Raw genomic sequence first — 15916 nt, 5'->3', positions numbered from 1 at the left:
CCTGAGGTCTGTTGATGTTTTTCTGGTTGCGCGGCGGGTTGCAAACACGAAGTTAAGCCGTATTTTGGCACAGATTTGCGATCCCTATCCCTTCAACCTATGGAAACGTTACTCCCGACCAGACAAATAGAAAAAGCCCGCATGGCCACCCAGCTGATTTTTCTGGTTTGTGGCCTGGGCATGTCGAGCTGGGCACCTATGATTCCCTTTGCCAAAGACCGGCTGGCGCTGAACGACGCCAATCTGGGCCTGCTGCTTTTGCTGCTGGGCGGTGGTGCCATGCTGATGATGCCGGTCTCCGGCTGGCTGGCCGGACGGTTCGGCAGCCGTCTCATTATGACCGGAGCCGCACTGATCATGGCACTGGTTTTGCCCTTATTGCTTATTCTGCCGTCAACACCGGCCATGGCTGTCACCCTGTTTGTTTTCGGCGCCAGCATCGGTACCATCGACGTCGCCATGAATGCCCACGGCGTACAGGTGCAGAATCTGTATGGCAAGCCGATCATGTCGTTTTTACACGGATTGTTCAGCGTAGGCGGTCTGTTAGGCTCTCTGGGTCTGGGCTTTCTGATTAAACTGGGCCTTAGCCCGCTCTATGCCATTATCAGCATTGCCGCACTGATGATTATCATCAGCCTGACCCAGTATAAAAACCTGTTTCCGCCAGCAACCGAAAAAGAGGCTATTGCCAGATTTTCAACCAACGACGAAGGCGCTCCCGGCAGCAACCAATCCTTTAAATGGCTGAACGGCAGTGTCTTGTTTCTGGGACTGATGTGTTTTGCCGTTTTTCTGGCCGAAGGAGCCGTGCTCGACTGGAGTGCCGTTTTTCTGCGCGATGTCAAAGGCATTATACCGGAGTTTGCAGGCGTCGGCTACGCGGCCTTTTCCGTTGCCATGGCCATCATGCGGCTGGCCGGAGACAAGCTGATCGCCCGCCTGGATGCGAAAACCGTTGTGGTAGCCGGTAGTTTGCTCGGCGCCATCGGCCTGAGCCTGGCTGTTTTAAGCCCTTGGGTAGCCGGAGCAATGGCCGGATTTGTGCTCCTGGGCCTGGGAGCGGCCAACGTGGTACCAGTATTCTTCAGTGAAGCCGGCAGACTCCCGGGCATTGCTCCAACCGTAAGTATATCTGCTATCACAACCATGGGATATACCGGTATGCTGGCTGGTCCTGCCCTGCTGGGTTTTGTCGCCCAGCGTTTCTCCCTGAGTATTGCATTAGGGTGTCTGGCCGTGCTTATGCTCCTGGTTTCAATTAGCTATGCGGTAAAAGGAAAGCGGTAAAGCCTGCGGATATCAATACCCGGATATAGTAGAAAACATCTTAGCGGTCGCGTTGACTACGGCAGGCAGACCGGACCGGTACTCCGATGGCGTATCAGGCCGTCTGCCGGTATTCATTCGGAGACATGCCCGTCTTCTGCTTAAAAAACCGGGTAAAATGCTGCGGGTATGTAAAGCCCAGTTCGTAGGCGATTTCGCTCACAGACTTTGTCGTATCAAAAATCCGTTCCTTCGCCAGCTCTAACACCTGGAGCTGTATGTATTCGAGGGCCGATTTCCCCGTCTCCTTCTTAATCAAATCACCGAAGTAGTTGGGCGACAGATGTAGCTCAGCGGCAAAATAAGCAACGCCCGGCAAACCATGGGTTTTCAGTTTGTCGCTCAGCAGGTAAGCCGTCAGCTTTTCGTCAAACTGGCTGATAATCCCATGATTGATATGCTCCCGGGTAATAAACTGCCGGTCATAAAAACGGGTGCAGTATTTCAGGAGTAACTCCAGATTTGCCACAATCAGTTTTTTGCTGTGGCGGTCGATGTTCTGCCCGATCTCTACCGCAATATTACGGAAACACGTGTCAACAGTACCCCGCTCACTGTCAGACAAGTGAAGCGCCTCGTTGGACTGATAGCTGAAAAACGAGTATTCGTGTATCTGCCTGCCCAGGCTGGTGCCCTTGATCAGGTCAGGATGAAAAATGAGCGCCTTGCCATAGGGCTGATGCCGTTCGCCTTCCGGTTCACTGGCTATCACCTGCCCGGGACCGATGAATACGATTGTTCCTTCTGCATAATCATAGTACTGATTGCCATACCGCAGATCACCGCACATAGTTTCCTTAATGATAACGGCGTAGAAATCCAGCCGGAAACGCGTTCTTTCCAGCGGCGCCGACCTACTCAGATCAACCAGATTAATGAGCGGATGCAGCGTTTTGTTGTTAAACGTTTCGCTGTATTTCCGGATGGTATCGTAAATGATCATAATCGTCTTTTTGATCAAAACTACGTACGAAACCAATCCGTTTTCCGGCAATCCGTAAAAGTGGTAGGTAAAACCGTAAAACCGGTAAAGGCGTGCGCAGGTATACTGCTTAATTTTGCATACCCTATAATCTAACACACTATTGGTGAATCACATAACTGCCTGTCTGCTTGTTTTTTGCTCGCCGGTGTACCATCTTTCCGACGGTTTATCTGCTATACACCAACGGGGACATGGGGACCTTTTTCCGGAACGGCAATTTTGTCGAAGAAGCGTATCCCGTTTACGCGTCAGTCAGCCATCAGCCAGACCTTCCGGTCTGATGTTCCCGGCAACAGACCTTTTATGTGGAATGTCATGCTGGCGTATAATTTCAGTAAACAACTTACCTTAGATAAATAAAAAACGTACTCCCGTGAAAACATACACGCTTACCATCAACGGCAAACGAACAACCATCGAAGCCGAACCGGATACGCCGATGCTATGGGTCATCCGCGACTATGCGGGCCTGAAGGGCACTAAGTTTGGCTGTGGTATGGGCCTTTGCGGAGCCTGTACCATTCACCTCGACGGACAACCCGTCCGCTCCTGCCAGACACCGGTTTCGACCGTGAAAGCAACGAGCAAGATCACCACGATTGAAGGTATTTCGGCCAATATCGACCATGTTGTCCAGAAAGCCTGGATCCAGGAGCAGGTGCCTCAGTGCGGCTACTGCCAGTCGGGACAGATCATGAGCGCCGTAGCCTTGCTGAAAAGCAATCCGAACCCGACCGACGACGATATTGATGCCTACATGGCCGGTAATATCTGCCGCTGCGGCACCTACAACCGCATCCGGAAAGCGATTCATTCGGCAGCGGCTACGCTGAAGACCGAAGCCGGTACGGTAAAGAAATCACCTAAACAAGCGTCCCGATAATCATGTCTGCTCCCAAAAACACTACTGTCAACCGCCGTGACTTCCTGCGGTATGCAGGCCTGTCGGGCACCGCATTTGTGCTCGGGATTTCGTCGGCCAATGCCACGGATATGTCCGATACCGTCCAGACGCTGCGGTCAGCGGCACCGGACCCGGGCTATACGTTTACGCCCTATATCATCATCGAAAAATCGGGGAAAATCACCCTGTTCAATTCAAAACCGGAGATCGGTCAGGGCACGTTTCAGTCGATTCCCGTCCTGATTGCGGAGGAGCTGGAGCTTTCGCCTGACCAGTACACCGTGCGGCAAACCGGGGGCGAAAGTAAGTTCGGAGACGCCCAGTTTTCGGGCGGCAGCTTTTCCGTACGGTCCAGCTACAACGATATGCGGAAGGCGGGTGCTGCCGCGAAAGAAATGCTCATCACCGCCGCCAGTCAGCAGTGGGGTGTTCCGGCATCGGAGTGTTATGCCGAAAACGCAAAGGTGGTCCACAAGCCATCCGGCAAGAGCCTCAGCTACGGCGACCTGGCCGAAGCCGCGTCGAAGCTTGACGTACCGAAAAGCCCGGTGCTGAAAGACCCGAAAGACTTTAAACTGATCGGCAAATCCATCAAACGGCAGGATGTACCGCTGAAAGTGTCGGGTAAAGCCGTGTTTGGCATCGACGCCGACGTGCCGGGAATGGTGTATGCCTCGGTGGAACACTGCCCGGTCTTCGGCGCCAGGCTGAAAAGCTACGACAAAACCGCAACGATGAACATTGCCGGCGTTGAGCAGGTGCTGGAAGTGGAGCGGGTATTCGGCGTTTACAAATCAACCGGTGTAGCGGTCATTGCCAGAAACTACTGGGCTGCCCTAAAGGGCCGCAAAGCCCTGAAAACCGACTGGGATTATCAGGGTAAAGACACGTTCAGCTCGCAGGCCTATGCGCAGTCGCTCCGTGAACTGGCCGCAAAAGAAGGCGTCGTGGATGCCAGTACCGGCGATTTTGACAAGGCTTTCGGTGAAGCGGGAAAACAGGTTGAGGCGTTTTATGAAACGCCGTTTGTCGCCCATTCGCCGATGGAGGCCATGAACTGTACGGCCCACTGGAAGGCAGACAACAAGCTGGAAATCTGGACGTCGACACAGGTACCGTCTGATATCCTGCGTGACATTCCGGCTCTTTTCGGCCTGAAAGCCGACGATGTTACACTACACACCGCCTTCAGCGGTGGCGGGTTTGGCCGCCGCTTAGCCATTGATTTCATCATCGAAGCCGTTCATCTGACCAAAGCTGTCAAAAAGCCGGTCAAACTGATCTGGACCCGCGAAGACGATACACAGCTGGGGCCGTTCCGCCCGGCGACCTTCTCGGCGCTCAAAGGCGGTGTTTCGGCCGACGGGAAGCTCACGGCCTTCCAGCACAAGGTCATCGCGCCGACTATCATGTCGTTTCTGAACCCGAATAACGACAAAACCAAGCTGGATCAGACCATGACCGAGGGCATCAGCCATCAGGCCTACGAAATACCGAACATGAAGAATCTGTTTGTCTACGCCGACATTCACGTACCGATGTTCTGGTGGCGCTCGGTAACCAGTTCCACGCTGGCCTTTTCGCACGAATGTTTCCTCGACGAACTGGCCCACGCGGCGGGTAAAGATCCGATGGAGTTCCGGCTCGATATGCTCACCAAAGACTCAGACACCAAACGGGTGTTGCAGAAACTCAAAGAGGTATCAAACTGGGACACTCCGCTGCCAAAAGGGAAAGGACGCGGCGTGGCGCAGTGGGATTTCTTTGCCGGTTTAGGCGGTCAGGTGATTGAGGTGTCGCGGCGGTCAGATAATTCGGTAAAAATCGATAAGGTCTATGCCGTTATCGATCTGGGAACCGTCGTTAATCCGGATACCGTCAAGGCACAGGTCGAAGGGGCGGTTGTGATGGGCATCACGGCGGCCATCAAGAACGGCATCACGTTTGCCGGCGGCAAGACCGAACAAACCAATTTTCACGACAATCCGGTACTGCGTATCAACGAGATGCCGACCATCGAAGTACATATTCTGGCCGAAGGCGGCAAGGCCATCAAAGGGGTCGGTGAGCCCGGCTTACCACCGGTAGCCCCGGCCCTGGCCAACGCCATTTTTGCCGCCACGGGTATCCGTCTGCGCAAAATGCCGTTTGATATTGACAACTTAAAGGCGTAGGCGGGTTCGCTGACGCACCAACGATTCGTAATGAAAAAAAGCATTTTTGACCGAATGCAGGCGGGAGAAACCATTCCGTTTGACGATCCGGAGTATCCGGCGCTGATGGAAGCCGTTTCGCAGACGATGAAATTATCGGTAGCGTTGAATAACGCTACCGATAGTGATGAGGCACGACGCCTGCTGGGCGAGATTACAGGCAGCCCTATTGACGGGACAACGACCGTTTTTACGCCGTTTCATACCAATCTGGGGCGGTTTATCCGGTTCGGAAAAAATGTGTTTGTCAATCACGACTGCACGTTTCTGGATCTGGGCGGCATCACCATTGACGACGGGGTCATGATTGCGCCCAAAGCCAGCCTCATTACCGAAACCCATCCGGTTGAACCGGCTCAGCGCAACGCACTTATTCTGAAACCGATACACATCCGGCGCAATGCGTGGATCGGCGCCGCCGCGACCATCTTACCGGGCGTAACGGTCGGCGAAAACTCGGTGGTAGCGGCAGGTGCTGTTGTGACGCAGGACGTTCCCGATAATACGGTTGTGGCCGGTGTTCCGGCGAAAGTAATTAAAGCATTAATACCGGAAACATAATCATTTCACTGATGAAACACCATCAGCGGGGTGGCGGCGTGCAACGCCATGGCTTTGGTCATGCTTTTGCCGAACAGTTTTTCGGTAGCACTTCGCTGATGGGCAGTCATCACCAGCAAATCGACCTTGTTGGTTTCCAGGTACTGGTCAAGGCTCCGCTCTACGCCGTTGCCTTTCCATAACCGGAAGCTGATATCCGTAAAATCGGTGTTGGTCATTACCTGCTGTTCAAACGCCGCCAATGCCTGAACGGCCGCCCAGGACTCGTCTTTCGCCACGTGAATGACCGTCACATGGGCCTTGAACAGGTCAGCGACCGGAGTCAGCAAGGCCAGATTGACCAGGTCGCCGGGCAGATAGTCGGTGGCATAAACAATCTCGGTCAGGGTATCCAGGTGCAGGTGTTCCGGAATGGCAATGACCGGACAAGGAGCCTTTTCAATTACCCAGGCCGTATTGGTTCCGAACAGCATGCCTTCCAGCTTGCTACCTGCCCCCTGCGTTCCCATCACGATCAGGTCGATATGCTTCCCGGCAACCAGCTGCATGATTTCGTCGCGCAACTCATTGGGGCTGCTGATCAACACAGGAGTATCCAGGGGATTACCGCCCGCCTTCAGATAAAATTGCCTCAACTGCTCATCAGCATACTGCTTTCCGCCACGCATCTCTTCATCGAGCGCACGGGCAGACCCGTAGGGATTGACGTGAAATGTATGAAACGAGTGAAAGAGAATAAGGTCAGCCTGTAATTTTTGCGACAGGTTGATGGCAAAATGCAGGGCGTTGGCGGCATTTTCCGAAAAATCGACCGGAACCAGAATTGTTTTCATGATGATGTAAAGCACCCTCTCTGCTGTGCTGGTTAATCCGTTGTAAAGGTACAGCTACCCGCTTATCAGGGGATGATCGCCGTCATCCGGCTACCTGACAGATATTTCACTGTCTGCTATTTTCCTGGTCCTGAAAATAAATCAGGGGTAGTCCCGGCAAATGTACTTGCCATGACTACCCCTGATTCTCAGAATAAGCCTTTTTTACAGCTCAACGCTGAACGCCGACAGGCGGACAAACTGCTTCACACGGTCATAGATTTCGTCCTGACTCAGGTTCAGCATCCGCTCCGCGCCGAATTTTTCTACGCAGAACGACGCCATAGCCGAACCGTAGATCACGGCCCGCTTCATGTTGTCGAACGACAGATCGCCGGTTTTGGCCAGATAGCCAATGAAGCCACCCGCAAAGGTATCGCCCGCACCGGTCGGATCGAAGACTTCGGCCAATGGTAAGGCCGGGGCATAGAAGATGTGTTCGTCCTGGAACAGCAACGCACCATGCTCGCCCTTCTTGATAATCACCGTTTTCGGCCCCATTGCCCGGATCGTGGCCGCCGCCCGTACCAGCGCATAGTCGCCGGTCAGCATCCGGGCTTCTTCATCGTTCAGCACCAGCACGTCTACCAGCGGTAAAAGGCTCTTCAGGTCGTCGTTGGCAATGTCGATCCAGAGATTCATCGTGTCGAGCACGATCAGCTTCGGCCGCGTTGTCAGGCGCTCAATCACCATCCGCTGCACCGCCGGGGCCGTGTTGCCCAGCATCAGGTATTCACAATTCTGATACGCATCCGGAATCACCGGATTAAAGTCGCCCATCACGTTCAGCTGCACCTCTACGGTATCGCGGCTGTTCATGTCGTTGTGGTATTTACCCGACCAGAAAAACGTTTTTTCGCCTTGCCGGATTTCCAGCCCTTCCGTGTTGATGCCATGGTCTTTAAAAATGTCGATCATGCTCTGCGGAAAGTCATCGCCCACAACGGCAACGAGGTTGTTTGCCTTCGTGAAATACGACGCCGACAGGGTAATATATGTGGCGGCTCCCCCGATGATTTTATCGGTTTTGCCAAACGGAGTCTCCAATGCATCAAATGCGACGGAGCCGACAGTTAACAGACTCATTCTTAGTGCTGTAATTTATTATGGTTTCACGTTTCAGTTTACTGATCCGGCACGTCTTAAATATTCGGGTGCCGTTTAAAGGGTTTGGTGCGGTCGAACAGATACCGGAACGTTATGTGTCGTTTCGAAATAACCCCGCCCAGCAGCTTAGCGTAACGCTGCATCTTCGGGTTAAAATCGCCGATCCAGTTCAGTTCCAGATGTTTGTATTGAAAATCCTTTGTTCCCCAGGCCACTTTCGAAAAAGCAATGGCAATGGCCGATTCAACGCCCCGCCCCTGGAACGACGGAATTACGCCAAAGATAACACCAAACGCATGTTTATTCGTACGCATGAGTTTGTGGTACAAGAACTTAAGCTTACCGATTAAATCCAGCTTGCCGTTCATGTACTTGAAATATTGCGTCAGCTCGGGCAGCATGATAAAAAACGCGACCGGCTGTTTTTCCGGGCCATGGTAGCCAAACCACATCAGGTCTTCGTCCAGAATCGGCTTCATGCGCTGCATCAGGGCGAGGGAGCGTTCGGTCGTCATCTCGCCGGTATTGAGGTTGTTCGACCAGGCCTGGTTATAGATGATACGGAAATCCTCCGCGTATTTCGGCAGGTTGCGTTTATCAATCGAGACAAACGTAAACGTCGGATCGTTCAGAATCCGGTTGGCGCGCTCAAAAATGGTCGGGTGAATTACCTTCTGTACTTCCTTTTCTTCGAGCGGCAGGTAATAGGTGTGTTGCTGGTAATACTCCTGAAACCCATACTGCCCGAACAGCCGGATATAGTAGGGCTTGGTATACGGCATGCCGTAGTTCGCTTCTTTATCGTAGCCTTCGGCCAGAGCCCCCCACCAGCGGTCGCGCTCGCCGAAGTTGATAGGGCCGTCCATGGCTTCCATCCCCCGTTCGGCCAGCCAGTTTTTGCAGGAGTCAAACAGCAGATTGGCCGCCTGCTGATCGTCAATGCACTCAAAAAAACCCATCCCGCCGGTTGGCTGGTCATTACCGACCGTAGCCGTTTTGCGGTTAATAAAAGCGGCCACCCGCCCGATGGTTTCGCCCGTCTCATTCAGCAGCAGCCAGCGAATGCATTCCCCGTTCCGGAAAAACTTGTTTTTTTCGGGGTCAAAGACATCCGCAACGTCATTATCAAGCGGACGCGTCCATTTAGGATCGTTTTGATATAACCGGACCGGGAACAGGATAAATTCCCGCTGATAATCAGCATTCGCACCTACTTCAACAAGTTGCATAAAACGAAGAAAAACGGATCATTGAGCCAATAGACCGGCAAAAATACGGAAAAGTCGGAAGGGTAGCGTTTTAAGGCTAACATTCTGTAACTTCGCAACCAGTTAAAATGAGCCGCTCCGACAACCGAATGACCCGCCGGGATCGCACTTTTTCGGGGCAACCGGAGTTCTTCTGCCATCGGAACGCAAACCAGTAAGATCAATGCAGCCACTGAAGCTTTACAATACGCTTACCCGCCAAAAAGACCTTTTCGAGCCGATTAATGCGCCGTACGTCGGTATGTATGTCTGCGGCCCGACTGTATACAATTACGTTCACTTAGGCAATGTCCGTACGTTTCTGACGTTCGATACCCTGTTTCGTTACCTGACCCATATCGGCTACAAAGTCCGCTATGTCCGTAACCTGACTGATGTCGGCCACCTCGTCGGCGACGGCGATGAAGGGGAGGATAAAATCGGCCGTATGGCCAAACTGGAAAAGCTGGAGCCTATGGAAATCGTGCAGCGGTATACCAATGACTTTCACAAGGTGATGGAAACCTTCAACGCGCTGTCGCCCAGCATTGAGCCGACCGCTACCGGCCACATGGTCGAGCAGATCGAAGCTGTCCGCCAGCTGATTGATCAGGGCCTGGCCTACGAGTCTAACGGATCCGTTTATTTTGATATTCAGGCATATAATCAGAATGGCGGCAACTACGGCAAACTGTCGGGCCGGATTCTGGACGACCTGCTGAACGAAACCCGCGAACTCGACGGGCAGTCGGAAAAGCGGAATCCGCTGGATTTTGCACTCTGGAAAAACGCCTCGCCCGAACATATTATGCGGTGGCCGTCGCCCTGGGGCAACGGCTTTCCGGGCTGGCACCTCGAATGTACCTGCATGAGTACCAAATACCTGGGATCACAGTTTGATATTCACGGCGGCGGAATGGACCTTAAATTCCCGCACCATGAATGCGAAATTGCCCAGGGCAGCGGCCTCAACGGCCGGGAGCCGGTTCGGTACTGGATGCATTCTAACATGCTGACCGTCAACGGCCAGAAAATGTCGAAATCGCTGGGAAACTCGTTCCTGCCGGCCGAATTGTTTGCGGGCAGTCACCCGTTGCTTGAGCAGGCGTATTCGCCGATGACTGTGCGGTTCTTTATGCTGCAGTCGCACTACCGCAGTACGCTTGACTTCTCGAATGAAGCCCTCAAAGCCGCGCAAAAAGGCTACAAGCGCCTGATCAACGGCCTTCGGGTCGTAAAAACGCTTGACTATGCGGCCAATGACGAGGCTGCTGCCGATCAGAAAAAGCAGGACGACATCCGCAAATCCGTTCAGGGTTTCTACGACGCCATGAACGATGATCTGAACACGGCCGTGGCGCTGGCCAACCTGTTCAACATGCTGAAGTACGTCAACATGCTGTACATGAACCAGCTGCAACCGGCAGCACTGGGCGAAGAGGTCTTTACGCTGCTGAAAGAATCGTTTGTGACCTTTATCGAAGACGCACTTGGGCTGAAGGAAGAAACGAGTGAAGGCACCGGCGTGGTCGAAGGTATGCTGATGCTGTACCGGCAGTACAAAGAGCAGAAGCAATACGATAAGATTGACGAAGTTCGTTCTTACTTTAAGCAGCAGGGGCTGGTGATCAAGGACATGAAGCACCGGATCGACTGGGCCTACGAGGAGTAAGCCATGGCGCGTGATTTATTCCATCAACTTGTCAGGGAGGCGCTTGAAGCTGATGGCTGGATCATTACGCACGATCCGTTAATCCTGAAAGCAGGCGGTTTACGTCTTGAAATTGATTTAGCAGCGGAGCAGGTATTTGTAGCCCAACGAGGACCGGAGAGCATTGCCGTTGAGGTGAAAAGCTTTCTCAGCAAATCCAAGCTTAATGACTTTTATCTTGCCAAAGGACAATATGATGTTTATCGGGAAGTATTGAATAAAGATATTAACCCGAGAAAACTTTATCTGGCAGTCGATAATGACATCTATCAGTCATTTTTACAAAAGTCGTTGATTGCTGAAATTCTTGAAAGTGATGCGATATCGCTCCTTGTTTTTGATGTATTGACAAAACGAGTCGTAGAATGGATAACACGTTGAATAAATACCGGCATGCGATCATTGAGGTGCTTACCTTTTATGCCAATACCCCTTCGTTAACCATCGGCGAAAATCAGATAGAGGAACAATTGATTCTGGATACCGAACGGGATCATTATCAGATTTTGACCATTGGCTGGGAAAACGGGAAACGCGTTTATTATCCCGTTTTTCATGTTGATATCCGGGACGGTAAAATCTGGATTCAGGAAGATGCAACTGATTTTGATCTGGTCAGTCAGCTTGAAAGCCGGGGCGTTGCAAAGTCGGATATTGTCCTGGGATTTCAGCCGCCTTATAAACGCGCACTTTCTGGTTATGCCGTTGCGTAAACAACCCAAATGCTCTCTCCCGCTTCGCTGACACAATATTTTTTTCATGCAACAACGCTCTTTTTCTATAACACTCAGCCTGTTTCTGGGTGCAAGCCTGTTCATCGCTGCCTGTAACAGCAAGCAGCAAACGCAGTCGGAAGGACAGGAACAAACTCAAATGAAACAAACACCCGCACCGGCCTTTAATGCTGATTCGGCTTACGGCTATATTGCGCAGCAGGTCGCTTTCGGACCGCGTGTGCCCAATACGCCGGCTCACCAGAAGGCAGGTGATTACATGATTGCGAAGCTGAAGCAGTTTGGCTTTGAGGTGACCGTGCAGTCGTTTGTGGCAACCACATGGGATGGCAAAAAACTAAATGCCCGGAATATCATCGGCAGCCTGAATCCGCAGGCCACCAAGCGCATTCTGCTGGCCTCGCACTGGGACAGCCGCCCGCATGCCGATCAGGACAGTGTGGTGGCCGATCAGAAAAAACCGGTGCCCGCTGCCAACGACGGGGCCAGCGGTGTAGGCGTTTTGCTGGAAATGGCCCGTGCCATTCAGCAAGCCAAAGACAAACCAACGGTCGGTGTCGATCTTATTTTCTTCGATGCCGAAGACTGGGGGAACGGTGAAAAAGCCAGCGGCGACACCGAAAAGGAAAACCCGAATATCGACTTCGTCGGTTTCTGTCTGGGTTCCCGCTATTGGGCCAAAAATCCGCACAAGCCCGGCTATTCGGCGTATTACGGGGTACTACTCGACATGGTTGGGGCCAAAGGGGCAACGTTTGCCAAAGAAGGGTATTCGGTGGAGCTTGCCCCCAGCGTGGTAACGACCATCTGGCAGACCGCCAGCCAGCTGGGCTACAGCCAGTATTTCGTCGATCAGTCAGGTAGCGCCATTACCGACGACCATATTGCGCCCAATATCATCGCCAAAATTCCGATGATCGACATTATTCATACCAATGTGCTGACCGGTGCCTTTTTCCCGGCCTGGCATACCGATAATGACGACATGAGCAATATTGACCGGAACACGCTGAAAGCCGTTGGCCAGACGTTGTTGCAGGCAGTTTATAATGAGTAGGCCCAACTAAAAAGGCGCGGTGATTCCCGCGCCTTTTTAACATCAGGCAGCCAGAGCAAGCGCTTTTAATTCTAATAATTCCTGATCAATAGTTTTTGTTGGCATATCATCTGCCAGAGGCTGATAAAAACTCTCAATCAACTGTCTGATAAGCTGGTAACTTACAGCGGAAGCCAGTTGTGGACTAGTTAATTCAGATAAAATTCTGGCAAACAACTGATCTTTCACAGCGCTATATTGCCCGATCATAAACGTATCCTCCGATAAACTCCGATGCAACGCTATAATCTCCTCTGTCTTTTTTAATTCCTGTATTAAATCATACAGCTTTAGAACCCGCGCATTTTTCATTAGCTACCGGAAATAGTAATTTCTAAAAAGCCCTTCGGATAAACAATACCTCGCTTATTACGAGTCGTTTTACTGAACTTATCCATCCAATATGCCCGATCACCTGCATAAAGCGCAAATAACTGATGATCTTTCGGATAAACTTTTACAATGTAGGCATCTACTCCATGCAATAAAGAGTCAGGGTACTTAAATGACTGTAACTCTTTGGCAGAACGCTCGACGCTATCAAAGTTAATAAAACTTACTACGTCTATATCACCAGGATTAAGTTCTCTGGTTGTAAAACTGCCATCTACCCACTGCACAAAAGGTTCACCAGCCAATATGGTTGCCAGACTTTCTGTATATAGTTTATAACAGTCAAAAAGCTGATAACGTTTGGGTGATTCGGCCCCCTTTACAAACAGGCTTTCCAGTTCCGTCATCGTAGCAGGTATATTGTAGTTAGGCGTAATAAGGCCGCGTGGGTTTAACTCAATCATAGGTACCGTTTTTAGCCCGTAACTCCCTGCAGCCAGTCAATCAGTAACCGGATGCCGTAGCCGCTGGCGTTTTTCTGGGTGCCGAACTCATTGTCGGAAAAAGCCGTACCGGCAATATCGAGGTGTGCCCAGGCCGTATGCCCCTCGGTAAATACCTCCAGAAACTTCGCCGCACTGATCGCACCGGCAAACGGCTTGCCGCTATAATTGCGCAGATCGGCAACGTCTGACTTGATATCTTCCTTATAGACATCCCACAACGGCAACCGCCACACCCGCTCGCCGGTCCGGTTGGCGGCTTGCGTCAGTTCGGCGGCGAGGGTATCATTCTGCGTAAACATACCCGCCGCATGATAGCCCAGCGTACCAATCACGCTGCCGGTCAGAGTCGCCAGATCAATCAGTACATCGGGTTTAAAATTGCGGACCATATATCCGATTCCATCTGCCAGAATCAACCGGCCTTCGGCGTCTGTATCGATCACTTCAATGGTCTTGCCGATGTAGGAGCCAATGACATCGCCCGGCTTCATGGCGCTGCCATCGACCATGTTTTCCGTTGTCGGAATGATCCCGATCAGGTGTACGGGCAGTTTTAGCTTAGCCGCTACTTCGACCGTTCCCAGCACGGCCGCTGCTCCGCCCATATCACTCTTCATGAGGTGCATGTTGGTCGACGGTTTGATGGAAATGCCCCCCGTATCGAACGTAATGCCTTTCCCGACCAGACCAACCGTCCGGACATTGTCAGCATCTGCCGGTTTATATTCCATAATGATGAACGCTGGCGGCAAATCGCTGCCCTTGTTCACGCTCAACAGAGCCTGCATGCCATGCTGCTCAATAGCGGCTTTGTCGAAGACCGTAACCGCATAGCCATGTTTCTGCCCCGATGCCAGTGCCCAATCCGCCAGCGTTTGTGGATTTTTGTAGTTGGCCGGCGCATTCATCAGGTCAAGGATTTCGTGGCGTGTCTGCGCAATGGCTTCTGCCCGGTCAACGGCGGCCTGTGCGGCGGCCCCGGCCGATGCGCCGACGTGGATGCCTAACGTACCGGCCTCGCTGTAAAACACCGGCGCTTCGCCCTTATCGGTCTGGTAAAGCCGCAGGTCATAGCCACCGGCCCAAACGCCTAAAATCACCGCTTCAACTACATCACTACCCAAACCGGTCAGGTTAATGCTTATCCTGGCCGGTAGTTTGGCCTTGTTCCGGAAGAAAAACTCACGGAAGGTTTTCAGCCAGTCCATTGTTTCGGGTGATTTCCCGAGGCCAAGCAAATATATTTTCTGCCCGTTTGGCCCATAAAGCGGCAAGGCTTCTTTTATATCGCCTTTAAAATCCTGTTTTAACTGCTCAGCAGGCAGACCTGCTTCATTCGCAATGTCGTCCAGCTCAATGGCCAGTGAATCGGTCTGCACCAACGGTACAAGCCAGGTATCAGCCGGTGTCGGGTTTATCGTAATATGCATCATGTAAAAGGAATAATGTAAAATGAACAATGTAAAATGTATAATGGTGCCTCGACAGCAACCATCCATTATTCATTAATCAGGCCGTCTCCCACTCGGTGGTGACCTCATCCAGCTTTTCGAAACGCCCGAGCACCTGATTGACCAGCGATTTCCGGAGTTCAATCCGTAAAACACATTCGTTGTCGTAGGTTTGGCCCAGTACGGTCAGCTGCATGTCTTTGACAATTTTCATGACATCGTTCATCCGTTCGAAGCCAAAGACAATCCGGTAGCGTTCATTCACGGTCTTCTCAACCACGACAGCTCCCGACAGTACCTCAACCGTCGACGATTTATAGGCGTTGATCAGACCGGGAACGCCGAGCAACGTTCCGCCGAAATACCGGACCACCACAACCAGAATATTGGTTAAATCATGCGAATAGAGTGTGTTCAGGATGGGTCGGCCGGCCGTACCGGCCGGTTCGCCGTCGTCGCTGGCCCGGTAGGTATTTTTGTCGGGCCCCAGCCGGTAAGCATAGCAATGGTGATTGGCTTTCGGATGTTCCTTGCGCAACGCATCGAGGTATGCTTTGGCTTCATTTTCAGTGGTAACGGGATAGGCGTAGGCTAAAAACTTACTGCCTTTATCCCGGAAAAGCCCTTCCGCCGGTTTGGCAATGGTTCGGTATGTATCGTCAAAAAGCATAATCTGGCAACTATGTGTATCCAACGCCGGCAGGCAATAAAAAAATCCCTTTCTACCAAAGCAAGGTTGGAGTTTCTGGGCCGGAGTCGTATATTTGAAACCGTTCCTATTGCAAAATAGCCTGATTCCGGCGTTATAAACTGCTTTTTTGTTTCACTTCCTTCAGACCTTTTTGGTCCTGTAAGCGATCTATCCAT

Annotated in this window: 16 protein-coding genes; 8 read left to right on the top strand and 8 right to left on the bottom strand. The window is 52.0% G+C overall.

Going from position 1 to position 15916, the window contains the following annotated elements; translation table 11 throughout:
• Nucleotides 1–99 precede the first annotated feature (99 nt).
• Nucleotides 100–1290 (top strand): MFS transporter, encoded by a 1191-nt coding sequence (locus BLX24_RS05260; RefSeq protein WP_071502039.1) that lies wholly within the window; start codon nucleotides 100–102, stop codon nucleotides 1288–1290.
• 94 nt (nucleotides 1291–1384) lie between these two features.
• Here the strand turns inward: BLX24_RS05260 and BLX24_RS05255 are convergent, their stop codons facing one another.
• Nucleotides 1385–2272 (bottom strand): helix-turn-helix domain-containing protein, encoded by an 888-nt coding sequence (locus BLX24_RS05255; protein ID WP_071502316.1) that lies wholly within the window; start codon nucleotides 2270–2272, stop codon nucleotides 1385–1387.
• 415 nt (nucleotides 2273–2687) lie between these two features.
• Here BLX24_RS05255 and BLX24_RS05250 point away from each other — a divergent pair, with 415 nt between their 5' ends.
• From BLX24_RS05250 to BLX24_RS05240, 3 genes are read left to right on the top strand one after another with little or no spacing between them, the layout of a single operon-like run.
• On the top strand, nucleotides 2688–3197 hold the full coding sequence (locus BLX24_RS05250) for a (2Fe-2S)-binding protein (RefSeq protein ID WP_071502038.1): 510 nt from the start codon (nucleotides 2688–2690) through the stop codon (nucleotides 3195–3197).
• Between the two features lie 2 nt (nucleotides 3198–3199).
• The gene (locus BLX24_RS05245) at nucleotides 3200–5392 is read left to right on the top strand and encodes a xanthine dehydrogenase family protein molybdopterin-binding subunit (RefSeq protein ID WP_071502037.1); all 2193 of its coding nucleotides are present in this window, start codon (nucleotides 3200–3202) and stop codon (nucleotides 5390–5392) included.
• Between the two features lie 30 nt (nucleotides 5393–5422).
• Entirely contained in the window at nucleotides 5423–5992 is a 570-nt protein-coding gene (locus BLX24_RS05240) for a sugar O-acetyltransferase (RefSeq protein WP_071502036.1), read from the top strand.
• A gap of 5 nt (nucleotides 5993–5997) precedes the next feature.
• On the opposite strand, the gene BLX24_RS05235 is transcribed toward BLX24_RS05240, so the two are convergent.
• The 3 genes from BLX24_RS05235 to BLX24_RS05225 all read right to left on the bottom strand — a co-directional run bounded on the left by BLX24_RS05235 (nucleotide 5998) and on the right by BLX24_RS05225 (nucleotide 9200).
• A complete protein-coding gene (locus BLX24_RS05235) occupies nucleotides 5998–6825 on the bottom strand; it encodes a universal stress protein (protein ID WP_071502035.1) in 828 nt (275 codons plus the stop codon).
• A gap of 204 nt (nucleotides 6826–7029) precedes the next feature.
• On the bottom strand, nucleotides 7030–7950 hold the full coding sequence (locus tag BLX24_RS05230; RefSeq protein WP_071502034.1) for a PfkB family carbohydrate kinase: 921 nt from the start codon (nucleotides 7948–7950) through the stop codon (nucleotides 7030–7032).
• A 56-nt stretch (nucleotides 7951–8006) separates the two neighbouring features.
• Nucleotides 8007–9200 carry a hypothetical protein gene (locus tag BLX24_RS05225; RefSeq protein ID WP_071502033.1) on the bottom strand — a complete coding sequence of 398 codons (1194 nt, stop codon included), beginning with the start codon at nucleotides 9198–9200 and terminating at the stop codon, nucleotides 8007–8009.
• A 202-nt stretch (nucleotides 9201–9402) separates the two neighbouring features.
• Between BLX24_RS05225 and cysS the strand changes: the two genes are divergently transcribed.
• Genes cysS through BLX24_RS05205 form a run of 4 tightly spaced genes read left to right on the top strand, consistent with a single transcriptional unit; the run spans nucleotide 9403 to nucleotide 12720 of the window.
• Complete coding sequence (gene cysS / locus BLX24_RS05220) at nucleotides 9403–10890, top strand: cysteine--tRNA ligase (protein ID WP_071502032.1); 1488 nt, start codon at nucleotides 9403–9405, stop codon at nucleotides 10888–10890.
• Nucleotides 10891–10893: 3 nt separating this feature from the next.
• Nucleotides 10894–11310 carry an element excision factor XisH family protein gene (locus BLX24_RS05215; protein ID WP_071502031.1) on the top strand — a complete coding sequence of 139 codons (417 nt, stop codon included), beginning with the start codon at nucleotides 10894–10896 and terminating at the stop codon, nucleotides 11308–11310.
• Nucleotides 11295–11642: a XisI protein gene (locus BLX24_RS05210; protein WP_071502030.1), complete on the top strand. Its 348-nt coding sequence runs from the start codon at nucleotides 11295–11297 to the stop codon at nucleotides 11640–11642. Before BLX24_RS05215 ends, BLX24_RS05210 begins: the two co-directional genes overlap by 16 nt.
• A gap of 46 nt (nucleotides 11643–11688) precedes the next feature.
• Complete coding sequence (locus BLX24_RS05205) at nucleotides 11689–12720, top strand: M28 family peptidase (protein ID WP_071502029.1); 1032 nt, start codon at nucleotides 11689–11691, stop codon at nucleotides 12718–12720.
• Between the two features lie 42 nt (nucleotides 12721–12762).
• Here the strand turns inward: BLX24_RS05205 and BLX24_RS05200 are convergent, their stop codons facing one another.
• The 4 genes from BLX24_RS05200 to BLX24_RS05185 form a co-directional block, all read right to left on the bottom strand.
• Nucleotides 12763–13071 carry a hypothetical protein gene (locus BLX24_RS05200; RefSeq protein WP_071502028.1) on the bottom strand — a complete coding sequence of 103 codons (309 nt, stop codon included), beginning with the start codon at nucleotides 13069–13071 and terminating at the stop codon, nucleotides 12763–12765.
• Nucleotides 13071–13556: a DUF6932 family protein gene (locus tag BLX24_RS05195; RefSeq protein WP_071502027.1), complete on the bottom strand. Its 486-nt coding sequence runs from the start codon at nucleotides 13554–13556 to the stop codon at nucleotides 13071–13073. Before BLX24_RS05195 ends, BLX24_RS05200 begins: the two co-directional genes overlap by 1 nt.
• 11 nt (nucleotides 13557–13567) lie before the next feature.
• Nucleotides 13568–15028, bottom strand: a complete 1461-nt coding sequence (locus tag BLX24_RS05190) for a leucyl aminopeptidase family protein (protein ID WP_071502315.1) — start codon at nucleotides 15026–15028, stop codon at nucleotides 13568–13570.
• Nucleotides 15029–15107: 79 nt separating this feature from the next.
• Entirely contained in the window at nucleotides 15108–15719 is a 612-nt protein-coding gene (locus tag BLX24_RS05185) for an IMPACT family protein (protein WP_071502026.1), read from the bottom strand.
• Nucleotides 15720–15916: the final 197 nt, after the last annotated feature.

It is taken from the genome of Arsenicibacter rosenii (assembly GCF_001870735.1).
Lineage (GTDB): Bacteria > Bacteroidota > Bacteroidia > Cytophagales > Spirosomataceae > Arsenicibacter > Arsenicibacter rosenii.
This window is presented reverse-complemented; position numbering and strand designations above follow the sequence as displayed.

Coding starts and splice junctions, on each gene's coding strand:
- BLX24_RS05260 (WP_071502039.1), top strand. CDS start 100: ATGGAAACGTTACTCCCGACCAGACAAATAGAAAAAGCCCGCATGGCC.
- BLX24_RS05255 (WP_071502316.1), bottom strand. CDS start 2,272: ATGATCATTTACGATACCATCCGGAAATACAGCGAAACGTTTAACAAC.
- BLX24_RS05245 (WP_071502037.1), top strand. CDS start 3,200: ATGTCTGCTCCCAAAAACACTACTGTCAACCGCCGTGACTTCCTGCGG.
- BLX24_RS05240 (WP_071502036.1), top strand. CDS start 5,423: ATGAAAAAAAGCATTTTTGACCGAATGCAGGCGGGAGAAACCATTCCG.
- BLX24_RS05235 (WP_071502035.1), bottom strand. CDS start 6,825: ATGAAAACAATTCTGGTTCCGGTCGATTTTTCGGAAAATGCCGCCAAC.
- BLX24_RS05230 (WP_071502034.1), bottom strand. CDS start 7,950: ATGAGTCTGTTAACTGTCGGCTCCGTCGCATTTGATGCATTGGAGACT.
- BLX24_RS05225 (WP_071502033.1), bottom strand. CDS start 9,200: ATGCAACTTGTTGAAGTAGGTGCGAATGCTGATTATCAGCGGGAATTT.
- cysS (WP_071502032.1), top strand. CDS start 9,403: ATGCAGCCACTGAAGCTTTACAATACGCTTACCCGCCAAAAAGACCTT.
- BLX24_RS05215 (WP_071502031.1), top strand. CDS start 10,894: ATGGCGCGTGATTTATTCCATCAACTTGTCAGGGAGGCGCTTGAAGCT.
- BLX24_RS05210 (WP_071502030.1), top strand. CDS start 11,295: ATGGATAACACGTTGAATAAATACCGGCATGCGATCATTGAGGTGCTT.
- BLX24_RS05205 (WP_071502029.1), top strand. CDS start 11,689: ATGCAACAACGCTCTTTTTCTATAACACTCAGCCTGTTTCTGGGTGCA.
- BLX24_RS05200 (WP_071502028.1), bottom strand. CDS start 13,071: ATGAAAAATGCGCGGGTTCTAAAGCTGTATGATTTAATACAGGAATTA.
- BLX24_RS05195 (WP_071502027.1), bottom strand. CDS start 13,556: ATGATTGAGTTAAACCCACGCGGCCTTATTACGCCTAACTACAATATA.
- BLX24_RS05190 (WP_071502315.1), bottom strand. CDS start 15,028: ATGCATATTACGATAAACCCGACACCGGCTGATACCTGGCTTGTACCG.
- BLX24_RS05185 (WP_071502026.1), bottom strand. CDS start 15,719: ATGCTTTTTGACGATACATACCGAACCATTGCCAAACCGGCGGAAGGG.